Source organism: Bradyrhizobium sp. S3.3.6 (assembly GCF_040546905.1).
In the GTDB taxonomy this organism is placed as follows: Bacteria; Pseudomonadota; Alphaproteobacteria; order Rhizobiales; family Xanthobacteraceae; genus Bradyrhizobium; species Bradyrhizobium cytisi.
This window is the reverse complement of record NZ_JBEPOT010000006.1, coordinates 391,359-412,656: the sequence shown is the minus strand read 5'-3', so window position 1 is coordinate 412,656 and position 21,298 is coordinate 391,359. Positions and strand designations below refer to the sequence as shown.

19 protein-coding genes are annotated in these 21,298 nt (G+C 62.9%); 6 read left to right on the top strand and 13 right to left on the bottom strand.

Annotated elements, in window-relative coordinates; genetic code table 11:
* Positions 1-10: 10 nt before the first annotated feature.
* Positions 11-619, top strand: a complete 609-nt coding sequence (locus tag ABID59_RS20465) for a thiamine pyrophosphate-dependent enzyme (protein ID WP_354084543.1) — start codon at positions 11-13, stop codon at positions 617-619.
* A 74-nt stretch (positions 620-693) separates the two neighbouring features.
* Here ABID59_RS20465 and ABID59_RS20460 read toward each other — a convergent pair whose 3' ends face one another.
* From ABID59_RS20460 to ABID59_RS20425, 8 genes are all read right to left on the bottom strand, one after another.
* Positions 694-1,077, bottom strand: coding sequence for a DUF1236 domain-containing protein (locus ABID59_RS20460; protein WP_148754673.1), 384 nt, complete (start codon positions 1,075-1,077; stop codon positions 694-696).
* Between the two features lie 114 nt (positions 1,078-1,191).
* Complete coding sequence (locus tag ABID59_RS20455; protein ID WP_354084542.1) at positions 1,192-2,079, bottom strand: 2-hydroxy-3-oxopropionate reductase; 888 nt, start codon at positions 2,077-2,079, stop codon at positions 1,192-1,194.
* 11 nt (positions 2,080-2,090) lie between these two features.
* Complete coding sequence (gene hyi, locus ABID59_RS20450) at positions 2,091-2,876, bottom strand: hydroxypyruvate isomerase (protein WP_354084541.1); 786 nt, start codon at positions 2,874-2,876, stop codon at positions 2,091-2,093.
* Between the two features lie 11 nt (positions 2,877-2,887).
* On the bottom strand, positions 2,888-4,678 hold the full coding sequence (gene gcl, locus ABID59_RS20445; RefSeq protein ID WP_354084540.1) for a glyoxylate carboligase: 1,791 nt from the start codon (positions 4,676-4,678) through the stop codon (positions 2,888-2,890).
* A 151-nt stretch (positions 4,679-4,829) separates the two neighbouring features.
* Positions 4,830-6,632: an adenine deaminase C-terminal domain-containing protein gene (locus ABID59_RS20440; RefSeq protein WP_354084539.1), complete on the bottom strand. Its 1,803-nt coding sequence runs from the start codon at positions 6,630-6,632 to the stop codon at positions 4,830-4,832.
* An 85-nt stretch (positions 6,633-6,717) separates the two neighbouring features.
* Positions 6,718-7,518, bottom strand: a complete 801-nt coding sequence (locus ABID59_RS20435; protein WP_354084588.1) for an NYN domain-containing protein — start codon at positions 7,516-7,518, stop codon at positions 6,718-6,720.
* A gap of 105 nt (positions 7,519-7,623) precedes the next feature.
* Entirely contained in the window at positions 7,624-8,463 is an 840-nt protein-coding gene (locus ABID59_RS20430) for an IclR family transcriptional regulator (protein ID WP_354031950.1), read from the bottom strand.
* A 197-nt stretch (positions 8,464-8,660) separates the two neighbouring features.
* Positions 8,661-10,790 carry an acetate--CoA ligase family protein gene (locus tag ABID59_RS20425; protein ID WP_354084538.1) on the bottom strand — a complete coding sequence of 710 codons (2,130 nt, stop codon included), beginning with the start codon at positions 10,788-10,790 and terminating at the stop codon, positions 8,661-8,663.
* 347 nt (positions 10,791-11,137) lie between these two features.
* Between ABID59_RS20425 and ABID59_RS20420 the strand changes: the two genes are divergently transcribed.
* From ABID59_RS20420 to ABID59_RS20405, 4 genes are all read left to right on the top strand, one after another.
* The gene (locus tag ABID59_RS20420) at positions 11,138-11,833 is read left to right on the top strand and encodes a GntR family transcriptional regulator (protein ID WP_354032183.1); all 696 of its coding nucleotides are present in this window, start codon (positions 11,138-11,140) and stop codon (positions 11,831-11,833) included.
* 74 nt (positions 11,834-11,907) lie between these two features.
* Complete coding sequence (oxc, locus tag ABID59_RS20415; RefSeq protein ID WP_354031948.1) at positions 11,908-13,641, top strand: oxalyl-CoA decarboxylase; 1,734 nt, start codon at positions 11,908-11,910, stop codon at positions 13,639-13,641.
* A gap of 154 nt (positions 13,642-13,795) precedes the next feature.
* Positions 13,796-15,073, top strand: coding sequence for a formyl-CoA transferase (gene frc / locus ABID59_RS20410; RefSeq protein ID WP_354084537.1), 1,278 nt, complete (start codon positions 13,796-13,798; stop codon positions 15,071-15,073).
* Positions 15,074-15,494: 421 nt separating this feature from the next.
* Complete coding sequence (locus ABID59_RS20405; RefSeq protein ID WP_148754664.1) at positions 15,495-15,677, top strand: hypothetical protein; 183 nt, start codon at positions 15,495-15,497, stop codon at positions 15,675-15,677.
* Positions 15,678-15,832: 155 nt separating this feature from the next.
* On the opposite strand, the gene ABID59_RS20400 is transcribed toward ABID59_RS20405, so the two are convergent.
* Entirely contained in the window at positions 15,833-16,867 is a 1,035-nt protein-coding gene (locus ABID59_RS20400) for a methyltransferase (protein WP_354084536.1), read from the bottom strand.
* 177 nt (positions 16,868-17,044) lie between these two features.
* Here ABID59_RS20400 and ABID59_RS20395 point away from each other — a divergent pair, with 177 nt between their 5' ends.
* Entirely contained in the window at positions 17,045-18,625 is a 1,581-nt protein-coding gene (locus ABID59_RS20395) for a winged helix-turn-helix domain-containing tetratricopeptide repeat protein (protein WP_354084535.1), read from the top strand.
* Between the two features lie 108 nt (positions 18,626-18,733).
* Here the strand turns inward: ABID59_RS20395 and ABID59_RS20390 are convergent, their stop codons facing one another.
* The 4 genes from ABID59_RS20390 to ABID59_RS20375 form a co-directional block, all read right to left on the bottom strand.
* Positions 18,734-18,958, bottom strand: a complete 225-nt coding sequence (locus ABID59_RS20390) for a hypothetical protein (protein WP_148754661.1) — start codon at positions 18,956-18,958, stop codon at positions 18,734-18,736.
* 54 nt (positions 18,959-19,012) lie between these two features.
* Entirely contained in the window at positions 19,013-19,255 is a 243-nt protein-coding gene (locus ABID59_RS20385) for a transcriptional regulator (RefSeq protein WP_148754660.1), read from the bottom strand.
* Between the two features lie 97 nt (positions 19,256-19,352).
* Positions 19,353-19,562 carry a cold-shock protein gene (locus ABID59_RS20380; RefSeq protein ID WP_148754659.1) on the bottom strand — a complete coding sequence of 70 codons (210 nt, stop codon included), beginning with the start codon at positions 19,560-19,562 and terminating at the stop codon, positions 19,353-19,355.
* 279 nt (positions 19,563-19,841) lie between these two features.
* Entirely contained in the window at positions 19,842-20,972 is a 1,131-nt protein-coding gene (locus tag ABID59_RS20375) for an alpha/beta hydrolase family protein (RefSeq protein ID WP_354084534.1), read from the bottom strand.
* Positions 20,973-21,298 lie beyond the last annotated feature (326 nt).

Here is a 21,298-nt window from a genome sequence, read left to right as displayed (position 1 = left end):
GTGCCGCCAAATGAGTTCAAAAGCGAACACGCGCAATACCAAGGTGATGAACCGGTTCGATCTGACCTCGCGCCTGATCGCAAAGCTCAAGCACGAGGAAGCGGTAATCGGCGGCATCGGCAACACCAATTTCGACCTCTGGGCCGCCGGCCACCGCCCACAGAATTTCTACATGCTCGGCAGCATGGGTCTCGCCTTCCCGATCGCGCTCGGCGTGGCGCTGGCGCAGCCCGACCGCCGCGTCTTCGCGCTCGAAGGTGACGGCTCGCTGCTGATGCAGCTCGGCGCGCTCTCGACCATCGCGGCCTTGAAGCCGAAGAACCTGATCATGATCGTGATGGATAACGGCATCTACCAGATCACCGGCGCGCAGCCGACGCCGGCCGCCGGTGTCGCCGATCTCGTCGCCATCGCCCTGGGCTCGGGGCTCACCAACAGCGCCTGGGCCGCGGACGAGGAAGATTTCGAACGCCTCGTCGACGAGGCCATGTCGGCTGACGAGCCGAGCCTGATCGCGCTGCGCATCGACGATAAGCCCGGTGTCGGCACCACCCGCAGGGATCCCGTACAGATCCGAGAGCGCTTCATGCACGGCCTCGGCGTGCGCGACCCGCTTTAGGGTTTCGTCACTGACGATAGCGCCCCGCGGAGCGTCGCTCCGCGGGGCGCAATGTTCCAACTCTTACGCGTCGATCAATCGATGATCTTGACGACGCGGCGCGTGCGCGGCTCGACGATCACGCGGCGATCGTTCACGACCGCATAGCGGTACTCGGTGTAGTTCGGCACGGGGCGCAGCACCACGGTCGGGGGCAGCGGCTCGCCGACCACGACGCGCTCGTGAACCACGACGGAATCATCGCGCGGGAGTCCGCCGAGGATCGCATTCGGAATTTCCAGTCCAGCGCCAACGGCCGCACCGACGGTGCCGCCGACCATCGCGCCGACCGGGCCGCCGACGTCTCCGCCCGCACGTGCGCCATTCCTGGCGCCCTCTTCGGTTGTCGACTGGGCGAAGGCTGCACTCGACGCCAGCAGCGACGCGGCAACCAACGAAATCGCAAGACGGGTTTTCATGTCCACACCCTCCAGTGCTTGTTGATGCGCCTTCAACCGCCGGGCCGGGACAATTGTTCCGGTTCCCCCGCGGCGAAAGACGCGCCAAATCTGGAGAGTGTCACTGCGTAACACTTACGCCGCGGCGATCTCGTGCCCGGCCATCAGTTCCAGCGCCCGCAACATCGCCGAATGATCCCAGCCCTTGCCGCCATGCGCGGTGCAGGACGAGAACAATTGCTGCGCCACCGCCGTGCTCGGCAGTGAAAGACCCAGAGCGCGCGCGCCTTCGAGCGCAAGATTGAGGTCCTTCTGGTGCAGCTCGATACGGAAGCCCGGATCGAAATTGCGCTTCACCATGCGTTCGCCATGCACCTCGAGAATCCGCGACGAGGCAAACCCGCCCATCAGCGCCTTGCGCACCAGCGCGGGATCGGCACCGGCCTTGGAGGCGAACAGCAGCGCTTCGCTCACCGCCTCGATCGTCAGCGCGACGATGATCTGGTTGGCGACCTTCGTCGTCTGGCCGTCACCATTGGCCCCGACATGCGTGACGTTCTTGCCCATCTTGTCGAAGACCGGCTTCATGGTGTTGAAAGCGCGCTCGGGACCACCGACCATGATGGTGATGCTCGCAGCCTTGGCGCCGACCTCCCCGCCCGACACCGGCGCGTCGAGATAGTCCGCGCCGAGCGCCTCGATCCGCTTCGCGAACTCCTTGGTCGCCAGCGGCGAGATCGAGCTCATGTCGACCACGATCTTGCCCTTGGAGATGCCGCCGGCAACGCCGTCCTTGCCGAACAGCACGGCGTCCACATGTGGCGTATCCGGCACCATGATGATGACCGCATCCGCCTCCTCCGCGACCTCCTGGGCCGATTTGCAGGCGATGCCACCCGCCGCGATCAAGTCGGGCGCGACCGGCGCAAGGTCATGCAGGAGGACGCGATGGCCCGCGGCCAGAAGGTGGCCGGCCATCGGCCGTCCCATGGTGCCAAGTCCGATGAAGCCGATGTCGATCATGTCTTGAATCCTCAGGTCTCAAACGTCTGCGCGGCGTGCCAGGACAGGCCTTCCAGCGTTGTGGTGCGCGGCTTGTATTCGCACCCGATCCAGCCGCGATAGCCGATCGCGTCGAGATGGCGGAACAGAAAGGGATAGTTGATCTCGCCAGTACCCGGCTCATGCCGGCCAGGATTGTCGGCGAGCTGGATGTGGGCGATCTGCGGCAGATACTCCTGCATGGTGCGGGCGAGATCGCCCTCCATGATCTGCATGTGATAGATGTCGTACTGGATGAACAGATTGTTCGACCGCACCTCGGCGATCAGCTGCACCGCCTGCTCGGTGCCATTGAGAAAGAAGCCGGGCATGTCGAGCGTGTTGATCGGCTCGACCAGCAGCTTGATGTTCTCGCGTGACAGCGTCGACGCCGCGAAGCGCAAGTTTCCGACCAGCGTCTCCTGCAGCTCGCGCGGATCGGCATCGACTGGCGCGATCCCGACGAGACAGTTGAGCTGGTCGCAATCGAGCGCCTTGGCATAGTCGATGGCGCGGAACACGCCGTCGCGGAATTCGGCGGTGCGCTCAGGCAAAATTGCGATGCCGCGCTCGCCGGCAGCCCAGTTGCCAGCGGGCAGATTGTGCAGAACTTGCGTCAGCCCGTGGGCCTCGAGCTGCTCGCGCAGGAGCGCCTTATCGAGATCATAGGGGAAGAGATACTCGACCCCGGCAAAGCCTGCCGCCTTCGCCGCGGCGAAGCGGTCGATGAACGGCATCTCGTTGAAGAGCATGGTGAGGTTGGCGGCGAATTTCGGCATGGCGCTCTCCCCTATTCCGCCGGCTGAAGCACGCCGGGGCGCGTGGTCCCGACCTCGTCGAGGGCTAAGTCCAGCACCTCCTCGAACTCGACGATATTGTCGATCTCGGTCCCCATCGCGATATTGGTGACGCGCTCGAGGATGAATTCGACCACCACGGGCACGCGGTGCTTCTTCATCAATTCGCGCGCCGTGGCGAAGGCCGCTTGCGTGTCCCTGGGATCGGTGACGCGGATCGCCTTGCAGCCAAGACCTTCGGCAACGGCAACATGGTCGACACCGTAGCCGCCCAGCTCAGGCGCGTTGATGTTCTCGAAGGAGAGCTGGACGTGATAGTCCATGTCAAATCCGCGCTGGGCCTGGCGGATCAGGCCGAGATAGGAATTGTTCACGACGACGTGGATGTAGGGCAGATTGAACTGCGCCCCGACCGCGAGCTCCTCGATCAGGAACTGAAAGTCGTAGTCACCGGACAGCGCCACGATGTCTCGATCCGGGCATGCCGCGCGCACGCCGAGCGCGGCCGGCAGCGTCCAGCCGAGCGGCCCCGCCTGCCCCGCATTGATCCAGTTGCGCGGCTTGTAGACGCCGAGGAATTGCGCGCCGGCGATCTGCGACAGACCGATCACGGTGACATAGGTGGTGTCGCGGCCGAACGCCTTGTTCATTTCCTCATAGACCCGCTGCGGCTTGATCGGGACGTTGTCGAAATGGCTCTTGCGCAGCATGGTCTTCTTGCGGTCGCGGCAGGCCGCGGGCCAGGCCTGGCGCTCGCGGAGCCTGCCGGAACGTCGCCATTCTCTGGCGACGCTAACGAAGAGCTCGAGCGCAGCTTTCGCGTCCGAGACGATGCCGAGATCGGGATTGAACACGCGCCCGATCTGGGTCGGCTCGATATCGACATGCACGAAGGTGCGGCCCTTGGTGTAGGTCTCGACCGAGCCGGTGTGACGATTGGCCCAGCGATTGCCGATACCGAGCACGAAATCGGATTCCAGCAGCGTGGCGTTGCCGTAGCGGTGGCTGGTCTGGAGGCCAACCATGCCGGCCATCAGGACGTGATCGTCGGGGATCGCGCCCCATCCCATCAGCGTCGGCACCACAGGCACGTTGGCGATTTCGGCGAATTCCACTAGCAGATCCGAGGCATCGGCATTGATGATGCCGCCGCCCGCCACGATCAGGGGACGTTCGGATGCATTGAGCATCTCCAGCGCCTTCTCGACCTGCTTTCGCGAGGCGGTCGGCTTGTAGACCGGCAGCGGCTCATAGGTCTCGTCGTCGAACTCGATTTCGGCGAGCTGCACGTCGAGTGGCATGTCGATCAGCACAGGCCCGGGCCGGCCCGAGCGCATCACATGAAACGCCTGGCTGAACACGCGCGGCACCAGCGCCGGCTCGCGCACGGTGACCGCCCATTTGGTCACCGGCTTTGCGATCGATTCGATGTCGACCGCCTGGAAATCCTCCTTGTAGAGTCGCGCCCGCGGCGCCTGCCCGGTGATGCAGAGGATCGGGATGGAATCGGCGATCGCCGAATAGAGCCCGGTGATCATGTCGGTGCCGGCCGGCCCCGAAGTGCCGATGCAAACGCCGATATTGCCGGCCGTGGCCCGGGTGTAGCCTTCGGCCATATGCGAAGCGCCCTCGACATGGCGCGCGAGGATATGGCGGATCGAGCCGCGCTTCTTCAGCGCCGAATAAAGCGGATTGATCGCAGCCCCGGGAACGCCGAAGGCGGTCGAGATGCCCTCCTTCTCCAGAATACGGACAGCTGCATCGATGGCTCGCATCTTCGCCATATCGGACCTCGCTTGGTTAAAGTCAGCGAGCGAGATCATCGGGTGCGCGAGATGCGATCTCAACGAGATCGATTTTATTTTCCACGATGCGGCAGCCGTGGGAAAAACGCGGCAGTCTCAATCAGTTACATTGAGAAACGGATGAAAGCAATCACTCGAACAGCGGCGCAAGCTCCATCTGCGGCACGAGCACGAGGCCCTTGTCGGTGATGCGAATTTCCGGAATGACCGATAGCGGAATCAAATTGAAGCCCATGTAGGGGATGGTGCAGCCGGCCTCCGCCCATTCCTTCTTCAGCACTTTGACTTCTTCAGCGACTTCGGTGACGCGCTTGTCAGAGAGCAGGCCAGCGATCGGCAGCGGCACCAGCGCCCTCACCTTGCCATCGGCGACGACGCAGACGCCGCCCTGCTGCGCCTTGATGGCTGCGATCGCGACCTGCATGTCCCCCTCGTTGGTGCCGGCGACAATGATGTTGTGGCTGTCGTGGCCGACGCTGGAGGCGACCGCGCCGCGCTTCAAACCAAAGTCCTTCAGCAAGCCGTATGCGACGTTGCCGGCCGATTTGCCGTGACGCTCGACCACGGTGACGAAGCACAGGCTGTAGCGCGCGAACAGCGACGGCCAGTCATTGGCCGGCTCGATCGCGACCTTTTCATGGATCAGCGTGATGCCGGGCAGCGCAGTCTTGATCGCGTTGACGGTGCAGGCCTTCGCCGGCAATTCCGGCGTCAGCTTCAGGTTCTCTGGTAGCTTCACGGTGACATAGGCCGCCTTCGGATATTGATAGCGCTGCGACAGCGCCTGATCGAGCCGCGGCGTGATCTTGCGGTTTTCGACGACCAGCTCGCCGCCATACCAGGTCGATTGCGGCTTGAGATTGTCGTCCATCAGCACGAGATCGGCGCGGCGGCCACCGCCGAGGCCGCCGATGTCGCCGTCCGTGCCGAAGCGAGTGGCGCCATGCAGCGAGCCCATCGACCAGGCCTGCTCCGGCGACATCCCCGCCTTGACGGCTTCGCGCACCACCCAGTCGAGACCGAACAGCAGGAGATCATCGGCGTCGCGGTCGTCGGTGCACACCGCGGTCCGCTTGTGCGAAGCCCCTAACTCGGTGACGGTGCGGATCGCCTGCGGCAGCGAATGCCAGGGCGTGGTCGGCGGTCCGCCGCGAAGAAAAACCCAAACGCCGGCATCGAGCAGATCATCGGCGATGTCGCGGTCGATCGCCTCATGGGTGTCGGTCACGCCGCTTGCCGCATAGGCGGCGACGAATTCGCGGCCATAGACATGGCCGGAGACTGGCCGTCCGCGCTTCAAGGCCGCCGCGAGGATGGCGTGGCTTCGCTCGTCGCCCATCGTTACAGGCACGAAATCCATCTTTTCGCCGAGCGCCACCGCTTCGGGCCAGCGGTCGAACAGACCGGCGATCTTGTCGGGCGTGAGGTCGCCGCCGGCCGTCTCCAGTGCGGCCGAGGTCGCCGGCACTGTCGACGGCACCGTCAAGAAGATCGAGAGCGGCGCTTCGCGGGCGTCCTCAAGCATCGCCTCGACGCCGGCGACATCCATGACATTGCCGATTTCATGGCTGTCGCAGAAGATCGTGGTGGTGCCGTTCAGCAGCGCGGCCTCGGCATAGGCGCAGGCCGTCACCATCGAGGATTCGATATGGATGTGCGGATCGACCAGCCCCGGCGCGATGATGCCGCCGGCGGCATCATACACCGCAACATCGCTCCAAGCTTTCCTGGCCGTGCCGGCGGCCTTCACCGCGGCGATGCGGCCGCCGGTGATCCACAGTTCCCGACCGGGATGGATCCGCTCGGAATAGGTCGAGAGCACCCGCGCGCCCGTGATGACGAGATCGGGCGCGAGGCGCGCCGAAGCGACGTCGGCAAGGCGCCGGGTCATTGCATGCAGCGGAGCGACGGCGAAGCGGGTAAGTTTGGTCATCTGGACCCTCGCGTGGCGTTACGGCCGCACGATGGTTACGCCCTGCTCCAAACCGGGCAAGCTCAAATATAACGGCACACCCTGCTTACGCCTTAGGCGCCGACCCGCCTGCCGCCCCCGAGCTTGCTGGTCTGCGCGGGTTCCGCCTTCTCGGCGGTCGTGCAGCAGTGGGCTTGATCCGAATCCGCATCGACCGGCCCTTTGGCTCATCAATTTCGAACGAATTCGTCTTTCGCACAAGATCGCTCAGCTTGCGGGAGCCGTAGGTTCTCGAATCGAAATCGGGGGCAAGGTTGGTAAGCCCTTTTCCGACTTCCCCGAGAGAAACCCATCCGTCTTCGCTTTCCATCTGGGCGATGACTTTCTTGATCATGGGGACGGCTGCGTCAGGCGGCTGAAGCGAGGCCGACCTCGAGGCGGCATCCTGGGTGTTCGCCGGGGCGGCAAGCAGGTTCTCGGTGTAGACGAACTTTCGGCAGGCCTGCCGAAAACTTTCCGGCGTCTTCTGCTCGCCGAACCCGAAGACGTCGACGCCCTGCTCCCGGATGCGGGCGGCGAGACGGGTAAAGTCGCTGTCGGACGAGACCAGGCAAAAGCCGTCGAACCGGCCGCTGTGAAGCAGGTCCATGGCGTCGATGACCAGCGTGATGTCGGAGGCATTCTTTCCCGTCGTATAGGCGAACTGCTGCTGCGGGATGATGGCGTGCTTCGACAGAATGTCGGCCCAGCCCCTGGATCGCGCATTGGAGAAGTCGCCATAGATGCGACGGACGCTGGCCTCGCCGATCTTGGCAATCTCCTCGAACAGTCCATCCGCGATCTTTGCGGAAGCGTTGTCAGCGTCGATCAGGACGGCGAGACGGGGCGAACGAAGTTCGGAAGGCATGATATTCCCCACGAAGGACGCGACAACGGTGGACGGATATACCGATGTCGGGGCTCTTAGCGCCAGGGCTGATTTCGCAGGGGGCACGGCCGACCGAATCTGGACTCAGGCTGTTTTCGGCTCCGGCACGACGCCGCCGAGCGCAGCCGTGAGCTCTGCGGCCACTTCGCGCACCATCCGGCCGACCTCAGGCAATCGATCGTCCGTGATTCGGCTGGTCATGCCGGACACCGAGATCGCGGCGAGCGGCTCGGCGAGCGCGTTGTAGACCACGGCGGCGACGCAGCGCAGGCCCATCTGCGCCTCCTCGTCATCGATCGCAAACCCCTGCTTGCGGACCGCCGCCAGCTCCTTGAACAGGTCGCTTGGCCGCACGATGGATTTTTCCGTCAACCTGGGCATGCCGTGATGGCGGATGACAGCGCCGACATCCTCGTCGGAATAGGTCGCAAGCACGGCCTTGCCGACGCCTGAGGTGACCATCGGGACGCGGCCGCCGACCTTGGTCAGCGAGCGCATGATCTCGCGGCTCTCCATGCGGGTCAGCACGATGATGAATTCGTCGTCAACCACGGCGAGATTTGCGGTCTCGCGGGTGAGATCGCGCAGCTTGCGCAAATAGGGAATCGCCTGCGCGGTGAAATTGCGCCGCCGCGCGAAGCTCGCGCCCACGGTAAAGCTGCGCACGCCGACATGCCATTTGGATTCGGCGCGGTCGAACTGTACGAAGCGGCGGCTCTCCAGCGTCGCCAGTAGGCGGTGCACGGTCGAGGCCGACAGCCCGGTGCGAACGGCGAGATCGCTGAGGCGATAGCCTTCGTCGTCCTCGGCCAAAGTCTCGAGGATCGACAGCGCCCGGTCGACGGACTGCACGCCGCCGTCGCGATCGACCTCCGATGCCGATCGGGTTTCGAGCGATTTGCGCCGGATCACGTTCCTGCTCATCGCGACCTGCACGTTCTCCCTCGCCCCGTTCTTACGGGGAGAGGGTTGGGGTGAGGGGCTGCTTCCACGATCACGGTGACAAAGAGACTCGCGGAGAGTCCCCCTCACCCGGATTTCTTCGCAATCCGACCTCTCCCCGCACGCGGGGAGAGGTGAACAACTACCCGCTTCGGATCATGCCGAAGCGGCGTCTCTTCTCAGAGCAGCCCTGCGCCGCGCGCCCATTTGTACTTGGCGCCGAGCACCTCGACCGGCAGTTCGGTCGAATAGGCATAGGCCGGGATGCCGTTCTGGTAGAGGTATTCGGCGGCTTCCTCGACCTCGACGTCGCCGGCGAGCGAGGCAACGATCGGCTTCACAAAACCCTTGGCCTCCATCTCCTTCTTCACCTCGACCATATTGCGGGCGAACACCATCGGCGGCGTAACGATGGTGTGCCAGTAGCCGAGGATCAGCGAGTGGATTCGCTCGTCCGACAGACCGAGCTTCACCGTGTTGACATAGGTGATCGGCGGCTCGCCACCGGTGATATCCACAGGATTTCCGGCCGCACCGAACGGCGGGATGAACTTGCGGAAGGCCGCATCGAGATCCGGCGGCATCGACATCAGCGACAGGCCGTTGTCGACGCAGGAGTCCGACAGCAGCACGCCCGAGCCACCCGCACCGGTGATGATCAGCACGTTCTCGCCCTTCGGCGTCGGCAGCACCGGCACGCCACGGGCGAATTCGAGCAGCTGCCGCAGGCTGCGGGCGCGGATCACGCCGGACTGCGCCAGCACGTCCTCATAGATCTTGTCGTTACCGGCGAGCGCGCCGGTGTGCGACGAGGCCGCCTTCGCGCCGGCCGAGGTGCGGCCGGCCTTGAGCACGACGACCGGCTTCTTCTTGGAGACGCGCTTGGCGGCTTCCGCGAAGGCGCGGCCGTCCTTGAGGTCTTCGCAGTGCTGGGCAATGATCGAGGTGTTCGGATCCTGCTCGAAGAAGGCGAGCAGATCGTCTTCGTCGATATCAGATTTGTTGCCGAGGCCGACGATCGCGGAGACGCCCATCTTGGCCGAGCGCGAGAAGCCGATAATCGCCATGCCGATGCCGCCCGACTGCGACGACAGCGCCGCGTGGCCCTTCACGTCGTAAGCCGTGCAGAAGGTGGCGCAGAGGTTCGCCGGCGTATAATAAAAGCCGTAGATATTCGGCCCCATCAGGCGAATGTCGTACTTCTTGCCGACCTCGACGATCTCGGCCTGCAGCTCCGGCGCGCCGGCTTCAGCGAAGCCCGACGGGATCAGCACCGCGCCCGGGATCTTCTTCTCACCGCATTCGATCAGCGCCGCAGCCACGAACTTCGCGGGGATCGCGAACACGGCGGTGTCGATCACACCCGGTACGTCCTTGACGCTCTTGTAGGCCTTGTAGCCGAGGATCTCGGTGGCCTTGGGATGGATCGGATAGATGTCGCCCTTGTAGCCGCCGTTGATGAGGTTCTTCATCACAGAGTTGCCGATCTTGCCGTCTTCGGCTGAGGCGCCGACCACGGCGACCGCCTTCGGCTGCATGATGCGGCTCATGGCCGCGACGATCTCTTCGGTCGGGCGCGGCTTCGGCTTCGGCTTGTAGGCGAAGTCGACGACGATGCGCACGTCGGCCGCGATCGCGTCCTTCGCCGTCGCAAACACCGGATTGAGGTCGAGCTCGACGATCTCAGGGAAATCGGTGACGAGCTGCGAGACCTTGACGATGACGTCGGCCAGCGCCGTGCGGTTAACGGGCTCGCCGCCGCGCACACCCTTCAGAATCTCATGCGCCTGGATGCCGTCGAGCATCGAAAGCGCGTCTTCCTTGGTCGCGGGCGCGAGGCGGAAGGTGATGTCCTTCAAGACTTCGACCAGCACGCCGCCGAGGCCGAAGGCGACCAGCTTGCCGAACGAACCGTCGGTGATCGAGCCGACGATCACTTCGGTGCCACCGGCCAGCATCTGCTGGACCTGGATGCCCTCGATCTTGGCATCGGCCTTGTACTTCCTGGCGTTCCCGAGAATGGTCTCGTAGGCCTTCTCGGCATCCAGCGCCGTCTTGACGCCGACGATGACGCCGCCGGCCTCGGTCTTGTGGAGAATGTCCGGCGAGACGATCTTCATCACCACCGGGAAGCCCATCGAAGACGCCATCTTGCCGGCCTCGCCCGCCGACTTCGCCACGCCCTCCTTCGGCACCGGAATGCCGTAGGCGTCGCAGACCAGCTTGCCTTCCGGGGCGGTCAGGCTGGCGCGGTTGTCGGCCTTGACCCGGTCAAGGACCTTGCGGACGACGTCTTTCGAATTGGACATTATGGCTTCTCCCTTGACCTTCAGTTCTTGCTTTGCAAGGCGCGCGTGATGCGGCTGCCCGTGATACTCGCCATCGCCGCCCTCTGTTCCGTGCGGCGGAATGCAGCGGCAGAAATGCCTGGACTACACCGCCGGTTTGGATCAAAAATGGCTAGCGATGGCATTTGGTATGCCAGAAGCCAACTTGTCAAGTCAGAGAGCACCTTAGAACGCCGCAAAAAATAGGCAGCTTGACATTCTGGCATATGGTATGCCAAAAACTTTCCGGTAATATTCCTGTAAAAGACGACTCCCACTGGAGGAGAATCGTCGTGTCACTGCGGAAACCAACCAAGGCGTTGCCGAACATGGCCGAGGCAGACATCGCAATCGTTCGTATTGCCCCGGAGAGCAGCTTCAAGAACAAGGCGTATGATGCCTTGAAGGAAGCCATCCTCAAGATGGACATCTACTCGACACCCGAGCCGGTGATGCTGGACGAGCGCGCATTGTCCGAACGCCTCGGTGTCAGCCGTACGCCGATCCGCGAAGCCATCGCGATGCTCGAGCAGGACGGTTTCGTGAAGACCGTTCCGCGCCGCGGCATCATGGTGGTGCGCCGGACCAAGAGCGAGATCGTCGACATGATCCGCGCCTGGGCGGCGCTGGAGAGCATGGCCGCGCGCCTCATCACGACGACCGCGCGCAAGAAGGACATCACTGCGCTGCGCGACTACTTCAAGGACTTTGGCAAAGACCGCCTGCCCCAGGATCACGTCGAGGAATATTCGCGCGCCAACATCGCGTTCCATCAGGCGCTGATCTCGTTGTCGGAATCCCCGGTGCTGGTCGATCTCACCAACGATCTTCTGCTGCACGTGCGCGGCTACCGGCAGCTCACGATCGGACGCAAGGACCGCACCGCGACGTCGCTGCCCGAGCATCTCGGCATGATCGAAGCGCTCGAGGCACGTGACACCGAGCTCGCCGAGAAGCGCGCCCGCGATCACACCCTTGGTCTAGCCGCTTACGTCGAAGCGCACGGCCAGGAACTATTCACGTAGCTCTTCACCTGACAACATTCACCAGAAGGGCGAAAAATTCGCCCCGTTATCTTGAGACCAGGGAGACAAGGCCCATGCTGAACACCGCGACCAAGTCCGAAGCACCGGGCACCGAGCAGGAACTGACGGATGGCTTCCATCTCGTCATCGACGCGCTCAAGCTGAACGGCATCAACACCATCTATAATGTGCCGGGCATCCCGATCACGGATTTGGGCCGCATGGCGCAGGCCGCCGGCCTTCGCGTGATCTCCTTCCGCCACGAGCAGAACGCCGGCTACGCCGCCGGCATCGCCGGCTACCTCACCAAGAAGCCCGGCGTCTGCCTGACGGTGTCCGCGCCCGGCTTCCTCAACGGCCTCACCGCGCTCGCGCACGCCACCACCAACTGCTACCCGATGATCCTGGTCTCGGGCTCCTCCGAGCGCGAGATCGTCGACCTCCAGCAGGGCGACTACGAAGAGATGGACCAGCTCGCGATCGCAAAACCGCTGTGCAAGGCGGCCTATCGCGTGCTGCACGCTCAGGATATCGGCATCGGTTTTGCCCGCGCCATCCGCGCGGCGGTCTCGGGCCGTCCGGGCGGCGTCTATCTCGACCTGCCGGCAAAGCTGTTCGGCCAGGTGATGAACGCCGAGGCCGGTCAGAAGTCGCTGGTCAAGGTGATCGACGCTGCGCCCGCGCAGATCCCCTCGCCTGCTTCGGTCAAGCGCGCGCTCGACGTGCTGAAGGCCGCAAAGCGTCCCCTCATCATCCTCGGCAAGGGCGCGGCCTACGCGCAGGCCGATGAGGAGATCAAGAACTTCGTCGAGAAGAGCGGCGTGCCGTTCCTGCCGATGAGCATGGCCAAGGGCCTGCTCCCCGACACGCATCCGCAATGCGCCGGTGCCGCGCGTTCGACGGTGCTGAAGGACTCCGACGTCGTCATGCTGATCGGCGCGCGGCTGAACTGGCTGCTGTCGCACGGCAAGGGCAAGAGCTGGGGCGAATCCCCGAAGAAGTTCATCCAGGTCGACATCGAGCCGAGGGAAATGGACTCCAACGTCGAGATCGTCGCGCCCGTCGTCGGCGACATCGGCTCGGTCGTGTCCGCCTTCAACCAGGCGCTTGCGTCGGGCTGGACCGCCCCGCCGGCGGAATGGACCAAGGCCATCGCATCCAAGCGCGACGAGAACGTCGCCAAGATGGCGCCGAAGCTGATGAACAACAAGTCGCCGATGGACTATCACGGCGCGCTCGGCGTGCTGAAGAACGTCATCAAGGATCACCCCGAGGCGATCCTGGTCAACGAAGGCGCCAACACGCTCGACCTCGCCCGCGGCGTCATCGACATGTACCGCCCACGCAAGCGTCTCGACGTCGGCACCTGGGGCGTGATGGGCATCGGCATGGGCCAGGCGATCGCCGCCGCGCTCGAGACCGGCCACCCCGTGCTGGCGGTTGAAGGCGACTCGGCCTTCGGCTTCTCCGGCATGGAGGTCGAGACCATCTGCCGCTACGACCTTCCGATCTGCGTCGTCATCTTCAACAATGACGGCATCTATCGCGGCACCGACGTCAACAGCGTCAACGCCGATCCGGCGACAACCGTGTTCGTCAAGGGCGCGCGCTACGACAAGATGATGGAAGCCTTCGGCGGCGTCGGCGTGAACGCGACCTCGCCCGACGAGCTCAAGCGCGCCGTCAACGAGGCGATGGCTTCACGCAAGCCGACACTCATCAACGCGGTGATCGATCCGGCCGCGGGCTCGGAGAGCGGCCGCATCGGCAACCTCAATCCGCAGAGCGTTCTGCAGAAGAAGAAGTAATGGACCGCCGGGTCATTCCCCGCGCAGGCGGGGAATCCAGTAATCGCCGAACCATCCTTGAGGCGAGCACTGAGGCCCAATTGAACCTTCAGCGAATACTGGATGCCCGCTTTCGCGGGCATGACGGAAACAGAATAGTAACAGGAGCAACACGATGACCAAAGCGCTCGAGGGCGTTCGCATTCTCGACTTCACCCACGTCCAGTCCGGACCGACCTGCACGCAGCTGCTCGCATGGTTCGGCGCCGACGTGATCAAGGTGGAGCGCCCGGGCGTGGGTGACATCACCCGCGGCCAGCTGCAGGACATCCCGAACGTGGACAGTCTGTATTTCACCATGCTCAACCACAACAAGCGCTCGATCACGCTCGACACCAAGAACCCCAAGGGCAAGGAAGTCCTCACCGAGCTGATCAAGAAGTGCGACGTGCTGGTCGAGAACTTCGGCCCCGGCGTGCTCGACCGCATGGGCTTCCCCTGGGAGAAGATCCAGGCGATCAACCCGAAGATGATCGTCGCCTCGATCAAGGGTTTTGGTCCCGGACCGTACGAGGACTGCAAGGTCTATGAGAACGTCGCGCAGTGCACCGGCGGCGCCGCCTCCACCACCGGCTTCCGCGACGGCCTGCCGCTCGTCACCGGCGCGCAGATCGGCGACAGCGGCACCGGCCTGCATCTGGCGCTCGGCATCGTCACCGCGCTCTATCACCGCACCCATTCCGGCAAGGGCCAGCGCGTCACCGCCGCGATGCAGGATGGTGTCCTGAATCTCGCGCGCGTAAAACTGCGCGACCAGCAGCGCCTCGCCCACGGCCCGCTTAGGGAATACAGCCAGTTCGGCGAAGGCATTCCGTTCGGCGATGCCGTGCCGCGCGCCGGCAACGATTCCGGCGGCGGCCAGCCCGGCCGCATCCTGAAGTGCAAGGGCTTTGAGACCGATCCCAACGCCTACATCTACTTCATCACCCAGGCGCCGGTCTGGGAGAAGATCTGCGACGTGATCGGCGAGCCAACCTGGAAGACCGATCCGAACTACGCCAAGCCGGCGGCCCGCCTGCCGCGCCTGAACGAGATCTTCGGCCGCATCGAGCAGTGGACGATGACCAAGACCAAGTTCGAGGCGATGGAGATCCTCAACAAGGATGACATCCCCTGCGGCCCGATCCTGTCGATGAAGGAGATCGCGGAAGACCAGTCGCTGCGCGCGACCGGCACCGTGGTCGAGGTCGACCACCCGACCCGCGGCAAGTACATCTCGGTCGGCAACCCGATCAAGCTGTCGGACTCCCCGAGCGACGTGCAGCGCTCGCCGCTGCTCGGCGAGCACACCGACGAGATCCTGCGCAGCGTGCTCGGCTTCAGCGACCACCAGGTCGCCGATATCCACAAGTCCGGCGCGCTCGACCCGCCGCAGAAGCAGGCCGCCGAGTAAGCGGCACCACAACGCTTCAGACGAAAGGGCCGCCCTTCGAGGCGGCCTTTTTGCGTCAGACGCGCCGTACGGCCGCAAGCCCAAAGTAAAAACAAAAAACAACCCCATGCACAGTAGCGAACCCCTTGGCGGGTATAGGGAACTTCGTATTTTACGAATTTCCTTTGACGCGTCGGGCAAAACAGGGGTAGGATGTCATCATGCGAAAAGTGAGGCTCGGCCCATCGAAGGGCGTCTCGACGCAGAGGCTCGCCACTGCCGCGCGCCGATTTTTCGAGGAACCAACGCGGTGGCCGTCAGTTGCTTATCCAGACCCGACTTCTCCGCTCCAAGGACAACGCACCGTTCACCAGCCCGCGAACGCGGACAGGACGTCGGCGCGTTCGCGGATCATACACGTCCAGACAAAATCGAGATCGACATGCTGAAAGATCAAACCTCCGATCGCGCCAAGCGTGAGGCCAACAAGGCGTTCAAGCCTGCCACAACGCAGAAGCCGATGAATGACTACGCGAAGGACCAGCACTCCCTGCACGAGAACCGTGAGCGGCTGAAAGCGGAACGATTGGCCCGTGAGGCTCAGCCGAAAACACGCGAAGACTAGGACGTGGACAGGAGTTTTCCGGCAAATCGGATGTCCTGTGCCTCACCGGGGCTTAGCACCAACTGTGCCGGCAGTCTTTTCCATCGACATTGGACCTGAACGGATATCAACCTGCGCCGCACCCTCCCGGTGAGTCCCAGCGGACCTTGCGGCACTTAGGCCAGAACGGCTTCTACGACGCTGACCGGTGATTGTGTTGCCACGACGCGACTGAGGCGGAAACCAGCCTTGTCCAGTAGACTGGCGTACTCGGTTTCCGTGCGCTCCTGCCCACCGATCAACGCCAGCATCACCATATCCAGTATCTTCCCCGGATGTGGAGCGTCACCGGGAGGCAGGACCATCTCGACAATGAGCAGTCGTCCATCCGGCTTCACGGCTCTGCGACAATGACCCAAAATTGTCAGGCACTGGTCATCGGTCCAATCGTGCAAGATATGCGACAAGATGTAAGCGTCGCCGCCCGAAGGCACGGACAGGAAAAAATCTCCAGCCTCGACGGTCACACGACCCGTAACGCCGTTCGCTTTGAGCGTTTTTTCAGCATCGATCACAACGTGCGGCTGATCGAACAACAAGCCCCGGGGCTCTGGGTATCGTCCAAGTATAGCACCGAGCATATTGCCAGATGCCCCTCCAACATCGACGACGGTCTGGAACATAGAAAAATCGTAGGCCGCCGCGACCGCCGGAGGTTCTCCTCCATGAAGCCCAACCATTGCTTCACTAAACACTGAAGCGTCTTCGGGATGTTGAGCAAGATAGTCGAAGAACGGCACCCCGTGTGCTTTTTCGAAGCCTGTACGGCCTGTTTCCAAGGAATGAAGTAGATTGGCGAAGCCACTTCCGACCCAACTACTTCCCGTCATGAGCAACGTCGATCTTGCCGAGCCCGGAGCATCCGACTTTAATGCCTCGCCGAGCTTCGTTAACGAAAATCGCAGTCGTTCGCCTTCCGTGAGAAGCCCCAGACTGGCCATCGTTCTCATCAATCTGTGCAAGGAGGGGGCATGCAGAGCTGATGGGCCGGCCAGCTCCACAGCACTCTTCGGTCCATCAGCAAGTTTATCAGCCAACCCAAGCTTCGCCGCGATGTGCACGACATTAGCGACCGCCCCGCCTGTCCCCATCTGTATCAGCTGAGCATGCGGCGGGAGGCACGGAGTAGCCGCCTGAATCGATTCCGACATAACCTGCTCCAAGTTCGAGCGTCTCTTCCGGGGGTATTTTCACTCAGACGAGAGTGCCAAGGCATGCGCGGGTACGCCTGACCTACGGCTTACTTTTTCCTTACCGGCGGCTTATTCTTGCGGGTGCGATCGGTGCTGGCGTCTCGACGATCGGCGGCCACCTGGGGGAACGGCAAGTTGCGCTATTTGTTCGAGAATTGCGTATTCGACACGGACCGCCGCGAGTTGCATCGCGACGCGGGAATCGTCGCCATCGCGCCCAAGGTTTTCGACCTGCTCGATTATCTGATCCGCAACCGGGAGCGCGTCGTCAGCAAGGACGACCTCATCAATGCCGTTTGGAACGGGCGCAGCGTGTCCGACGAAGCGCTGACAACTCGCCTTAATGCCGCGCGAAATGCGATCGGCGATTCCGGCCAGGAACAGCGCCTGATCAAGACACTGCCGCGAAAGGGCTTCCGTTTCGTCGGACCCATTCTGCAAGCGCAAGGACCAGCCGGCGCGCCGATCGCCAACGACCGTCCGATGGAACACCCGAGACCCGTCCTTGCGCTTCCCGACAAACCTTCCATCGCGGTGCTTCCCTTCCAGAATCTAAGCGACGATCCGGAGCAGGAATATTTTGCCGACGGCATGGTCGAGGATATCATCACGGGGCTGTCGCGATCGAAATTGCTGTTCGTCATCTCGCGAAATTCGAGTTTCACCTACAAGGGCGAAGCCGTCGACATCAAGCGGATCAGTCGTGAGCTTGGTGTTCGCTACGTACTGGAAGGCAGCGTACGCAAGGCCGGACGACGGGTTCGGGTGACCGGGCAATTGATCGATGCGTCCACGGACACGCACATCTGGGCGGACAGGTTCGATGGCGAGCTCGAAGACATCTTCGATTTGCAGGACCGCCTGACGAGCGGCGTGATAGGCGCGATGTCTCCGCAGCTTGAGCGGGCCGAGATAGAGCGCGCACGGCGCAAACCGACCGAAAGCCTCCAGGCCTATGACTATTATCTGCGCTCTAAATTCAGCATCTACCAGTGGACGCGGGAGGGCAGCGTTGAAGCTCTCAGAATGACTAAGCTTGCCATTTCGCTCGATCCTGCATTTGCCGTCGCCTACGCCTCTGGAGCAAACATTTTCGGTCAGAAGAAAGGGTTCGGATGGATCGAGGACGCGGCAAAGGAGCGGGCCGAAAGCCGACAACTGGTCGAACGAGCGGTGCAGCTCGACCAGGACGATCCTCTGGTGCTTGCGCACGCAGCACATGTCTATTCCTACATGCTCGGAGAGCCGGAGACCGGCTCGGCTCTTGCCGCAAGGGCCATTGCACTCGATCCCAATCTGGCCATGGCGCGCCTTTGGGCAGGCTGGGCACAGGTTTTTCTCGGCAACCACGATGCAGCGATCGAGCAATTCTCGGCAGCAATTCGCTTGAGTCCGGTCGATCCCCACCTGTTCATTCCGCAAACCGGGATGGCCTTCGCTCATTTCTTTGCCGAGCGGTATGAGGAAGCTCTGTCCTGCGCCACGAGCGCCATCCAGCGCCAGCCGAATTTTCTGGGCGCGCAGCGAATACTGATGTCGAGCCTTGCGATGGCCGGGCGCACCGCCGAAGCCCGTCGCGCCTGCGACGCAATCCTGCAAAGCGATCCTGCTTTGCGGATTTCCGGCATCAAAAGCTCGCCGTTTCGCCGGCTCGAAGATGTCGAGAAATTGGGACAAGCCTGGCGAATAGCTGGCGTGCCGGATGACTGCTTTTGACGCATACTGCGCTGCGCACGAATTTGGTCGCGATAGCGGCAAAGCCGGCGCAGGCATCTTCGCATCACGCCGTCGGGTTTATGGGTAAACGGCCTAGGGTAGAGTCACCTAGAGCATCGACAGCACAACGACGCCGTCTTCGAGCTCTCCCGAATCCAGCCGCGTCCGTGCGATGCGCTCGAACTCCGTGCGGTATTTTTGAAGGTAGCTGAAAGCCTGCTTCTGGGTCGCAAAGGTGGTCGCAAGCCGGCAGAGCTGCCGCCCGGCGCCGTGCGCGAGAAAGAAGGTGATGGTGCCACCGCCGTCCGGCTTGATCCTAGGCACGATCCGCACTCCCTGGCATGTGACCGGCCCTGTCGCATCGTTCGGCAGCGATATTGACGTCGGCTATTGCGGCGGCTTTCTCTTGCGCTTCGTCGGGGTCGGGGCCGGCAACGATGCCTGAAGGGTGGCATCGGCTGCTTCCCTGGCCTCACGCAACTGGCGAAGCCGCGCCATGTTCTTGCGCAGGTCGACAGCCTGCTTTTCGGCGTCCAGCATCGCTTGCGCGCCTTCTTGAGCAGCCAAGCGTTGGCGGTTGGAGCGCGCGATGCTTTCGGGTGACGGTTCGGCCGATTTCCTGGCGCTCATCTTTCACCCTTTCGGCAACAGACAAAACCCGCTCAATCCAGGGATCGAGCGGGTCGCATGGCCGTTTCAGTACATCCGTGAAACGGCACTGATGGACTTAAGCCAGCGAGAGATTCTCAGCGCTGACCTTGCCCCGCATCTTGTCGGTCTTGGCCTCGAAGTTGACCTTTTGGCCCTCGGCGAGACCACCAAGACCAGCCCGCTCGACCGCGCTGATGTGAACGAACACATCGTTGCCGCCGTCGTCGGGCTGAATGAATCCAAAACCCTTCTGGCCGTTAAACCACTTCACAGTACCTGTTGCCATTTTTCTTCTCCAAAGAGCACAAATGTGCGTTCCGCGTGATACTCACGCAGAACCGTTTCAATTCGTCGATGTCGATGGAAAAGGAGCCCGCGGGCGCATTCAACAAGGCACAGCGGCTGAACGAACACCCCTAAGGTATACCTTGCCGTCGAAATTAGCAAGGCTTTGGCCGGATTTAATCGCGCCCCCCGGTATGGGGGCGCGTAATATCGCCAACGCTCCCAACCGAGTAACGCGGAACTGCACCAGACAGCGTTGGGATATGGTGACGCCAAGACTCTAACCGGGCGCCAGCGCCTGCCCAACCGCATAGAGCGAGCATTCCTTCCAGGCGGCCGCGCATTGGTGCATCGCCTCGCTCTTCGCATCTTCGATCGTCCGCTGCGTGGAGGTCACTGATGAACAATGGCCTTCGCGATTCCAGGCATAGGCTTTGAGGTCGGTCCACGCCTTTACATAAGAATCGAAATAGCCCGCGCACGCCGCGTTGAGCGGCATCGGCGCCGGGATAGCCGCAGGCGGCGGCAATTCGACCAGTACTGACGTCGGCAGGCGCAGTTGATTCAGGAAACTCTCGACAGCCGGCCACCAAAAGTCGGCGGGCCCCATCGGCACCATGGCATGCCCGTCGACACCGAAGGGCGGCAGCACTCGCAATTGCGCAGGCGCGCCGGAAGCGACGTAAGCATCGAACATGCGACGGCCCAATGCCGGCGGCGCACTGCGATCGTTCTCCGAATAAGCCCACAGCGCTGGAATTCGCGCCGTACGGCCAAAGATGCCGGCGTCCGCCACAAGATGATCCGGACTGCACGTGCGCCCCGGGACAGAACCGTGAGCCCCCTCGAAGTTGAGAACACCGATGACGCCCGCAGGATTGTCCGCCGCCGCGGCGATCACCGCAATGCCTCCGGTCGAATGCCCCATCAGCACGACCTGACCGGGCTCGACCCAGGGCTCGCTGCGGAGCGCGGCAAGTGCGCCGGTCACATCCTCGGCTGCGATCCGCGCAACGGCGAGATAGTCCCTGTTATCGCATGGTCCGGACAGCGTCTCGGCGAATGGTCCGTCTGAATGGCCAAAGCCCCGCCGCATGATCGATGCGACGGCATAACCGCGCTGAGCAAACGCGACAGCCGGATTGAGCAGACTGGCCGGCGTTTCTCGCGCCAGTGCGGCGCGAAGGGCTTCCCCGGTCCCTGGAATTGTCCCGTGAACCAGCAGAACCAGCGGAAAGCGTCCGGGACGATCCGGCCGGAGGATCATGGTCTCGAGCCTGACCTGGCTGCCATCGGCAAGCGTGATCGGCAGCATCGGATCCTGCCGAACGAGGCCCGGCAGCGCGGGATCGGCCGCGGCCGGCGACAGCAGAAGCACAAGCAAGCCGATCACGCAGCCCAGTCGCCTCATCCTCGCCTCCTCTCGAACGCGATGCTCACTGATCGCCGCCAGCGAGCTGCTCGCGAAAAAACTTCACCACCGCCGCGTCGAACTCGCGGTGAAAGCCGCGCAAGGATACCAGATCGCGCCCGACAGTGCCGGATCGGATTGGAGAAGTTGAATGCCTACGGCCTCGGCAAATGAGCCAAGGCAGCAGAGTGCGACACGTGCCGCTCGCAGAAGAATGGACGAAGCGGCGAACGAAAAAATCTGACGCCGTCATGTCGGATCGGCGCAACTGCGTTCGTCCTCAGGCCATGATTGGGCAATAGACCTCACCGTCGAGCCCAGCATCT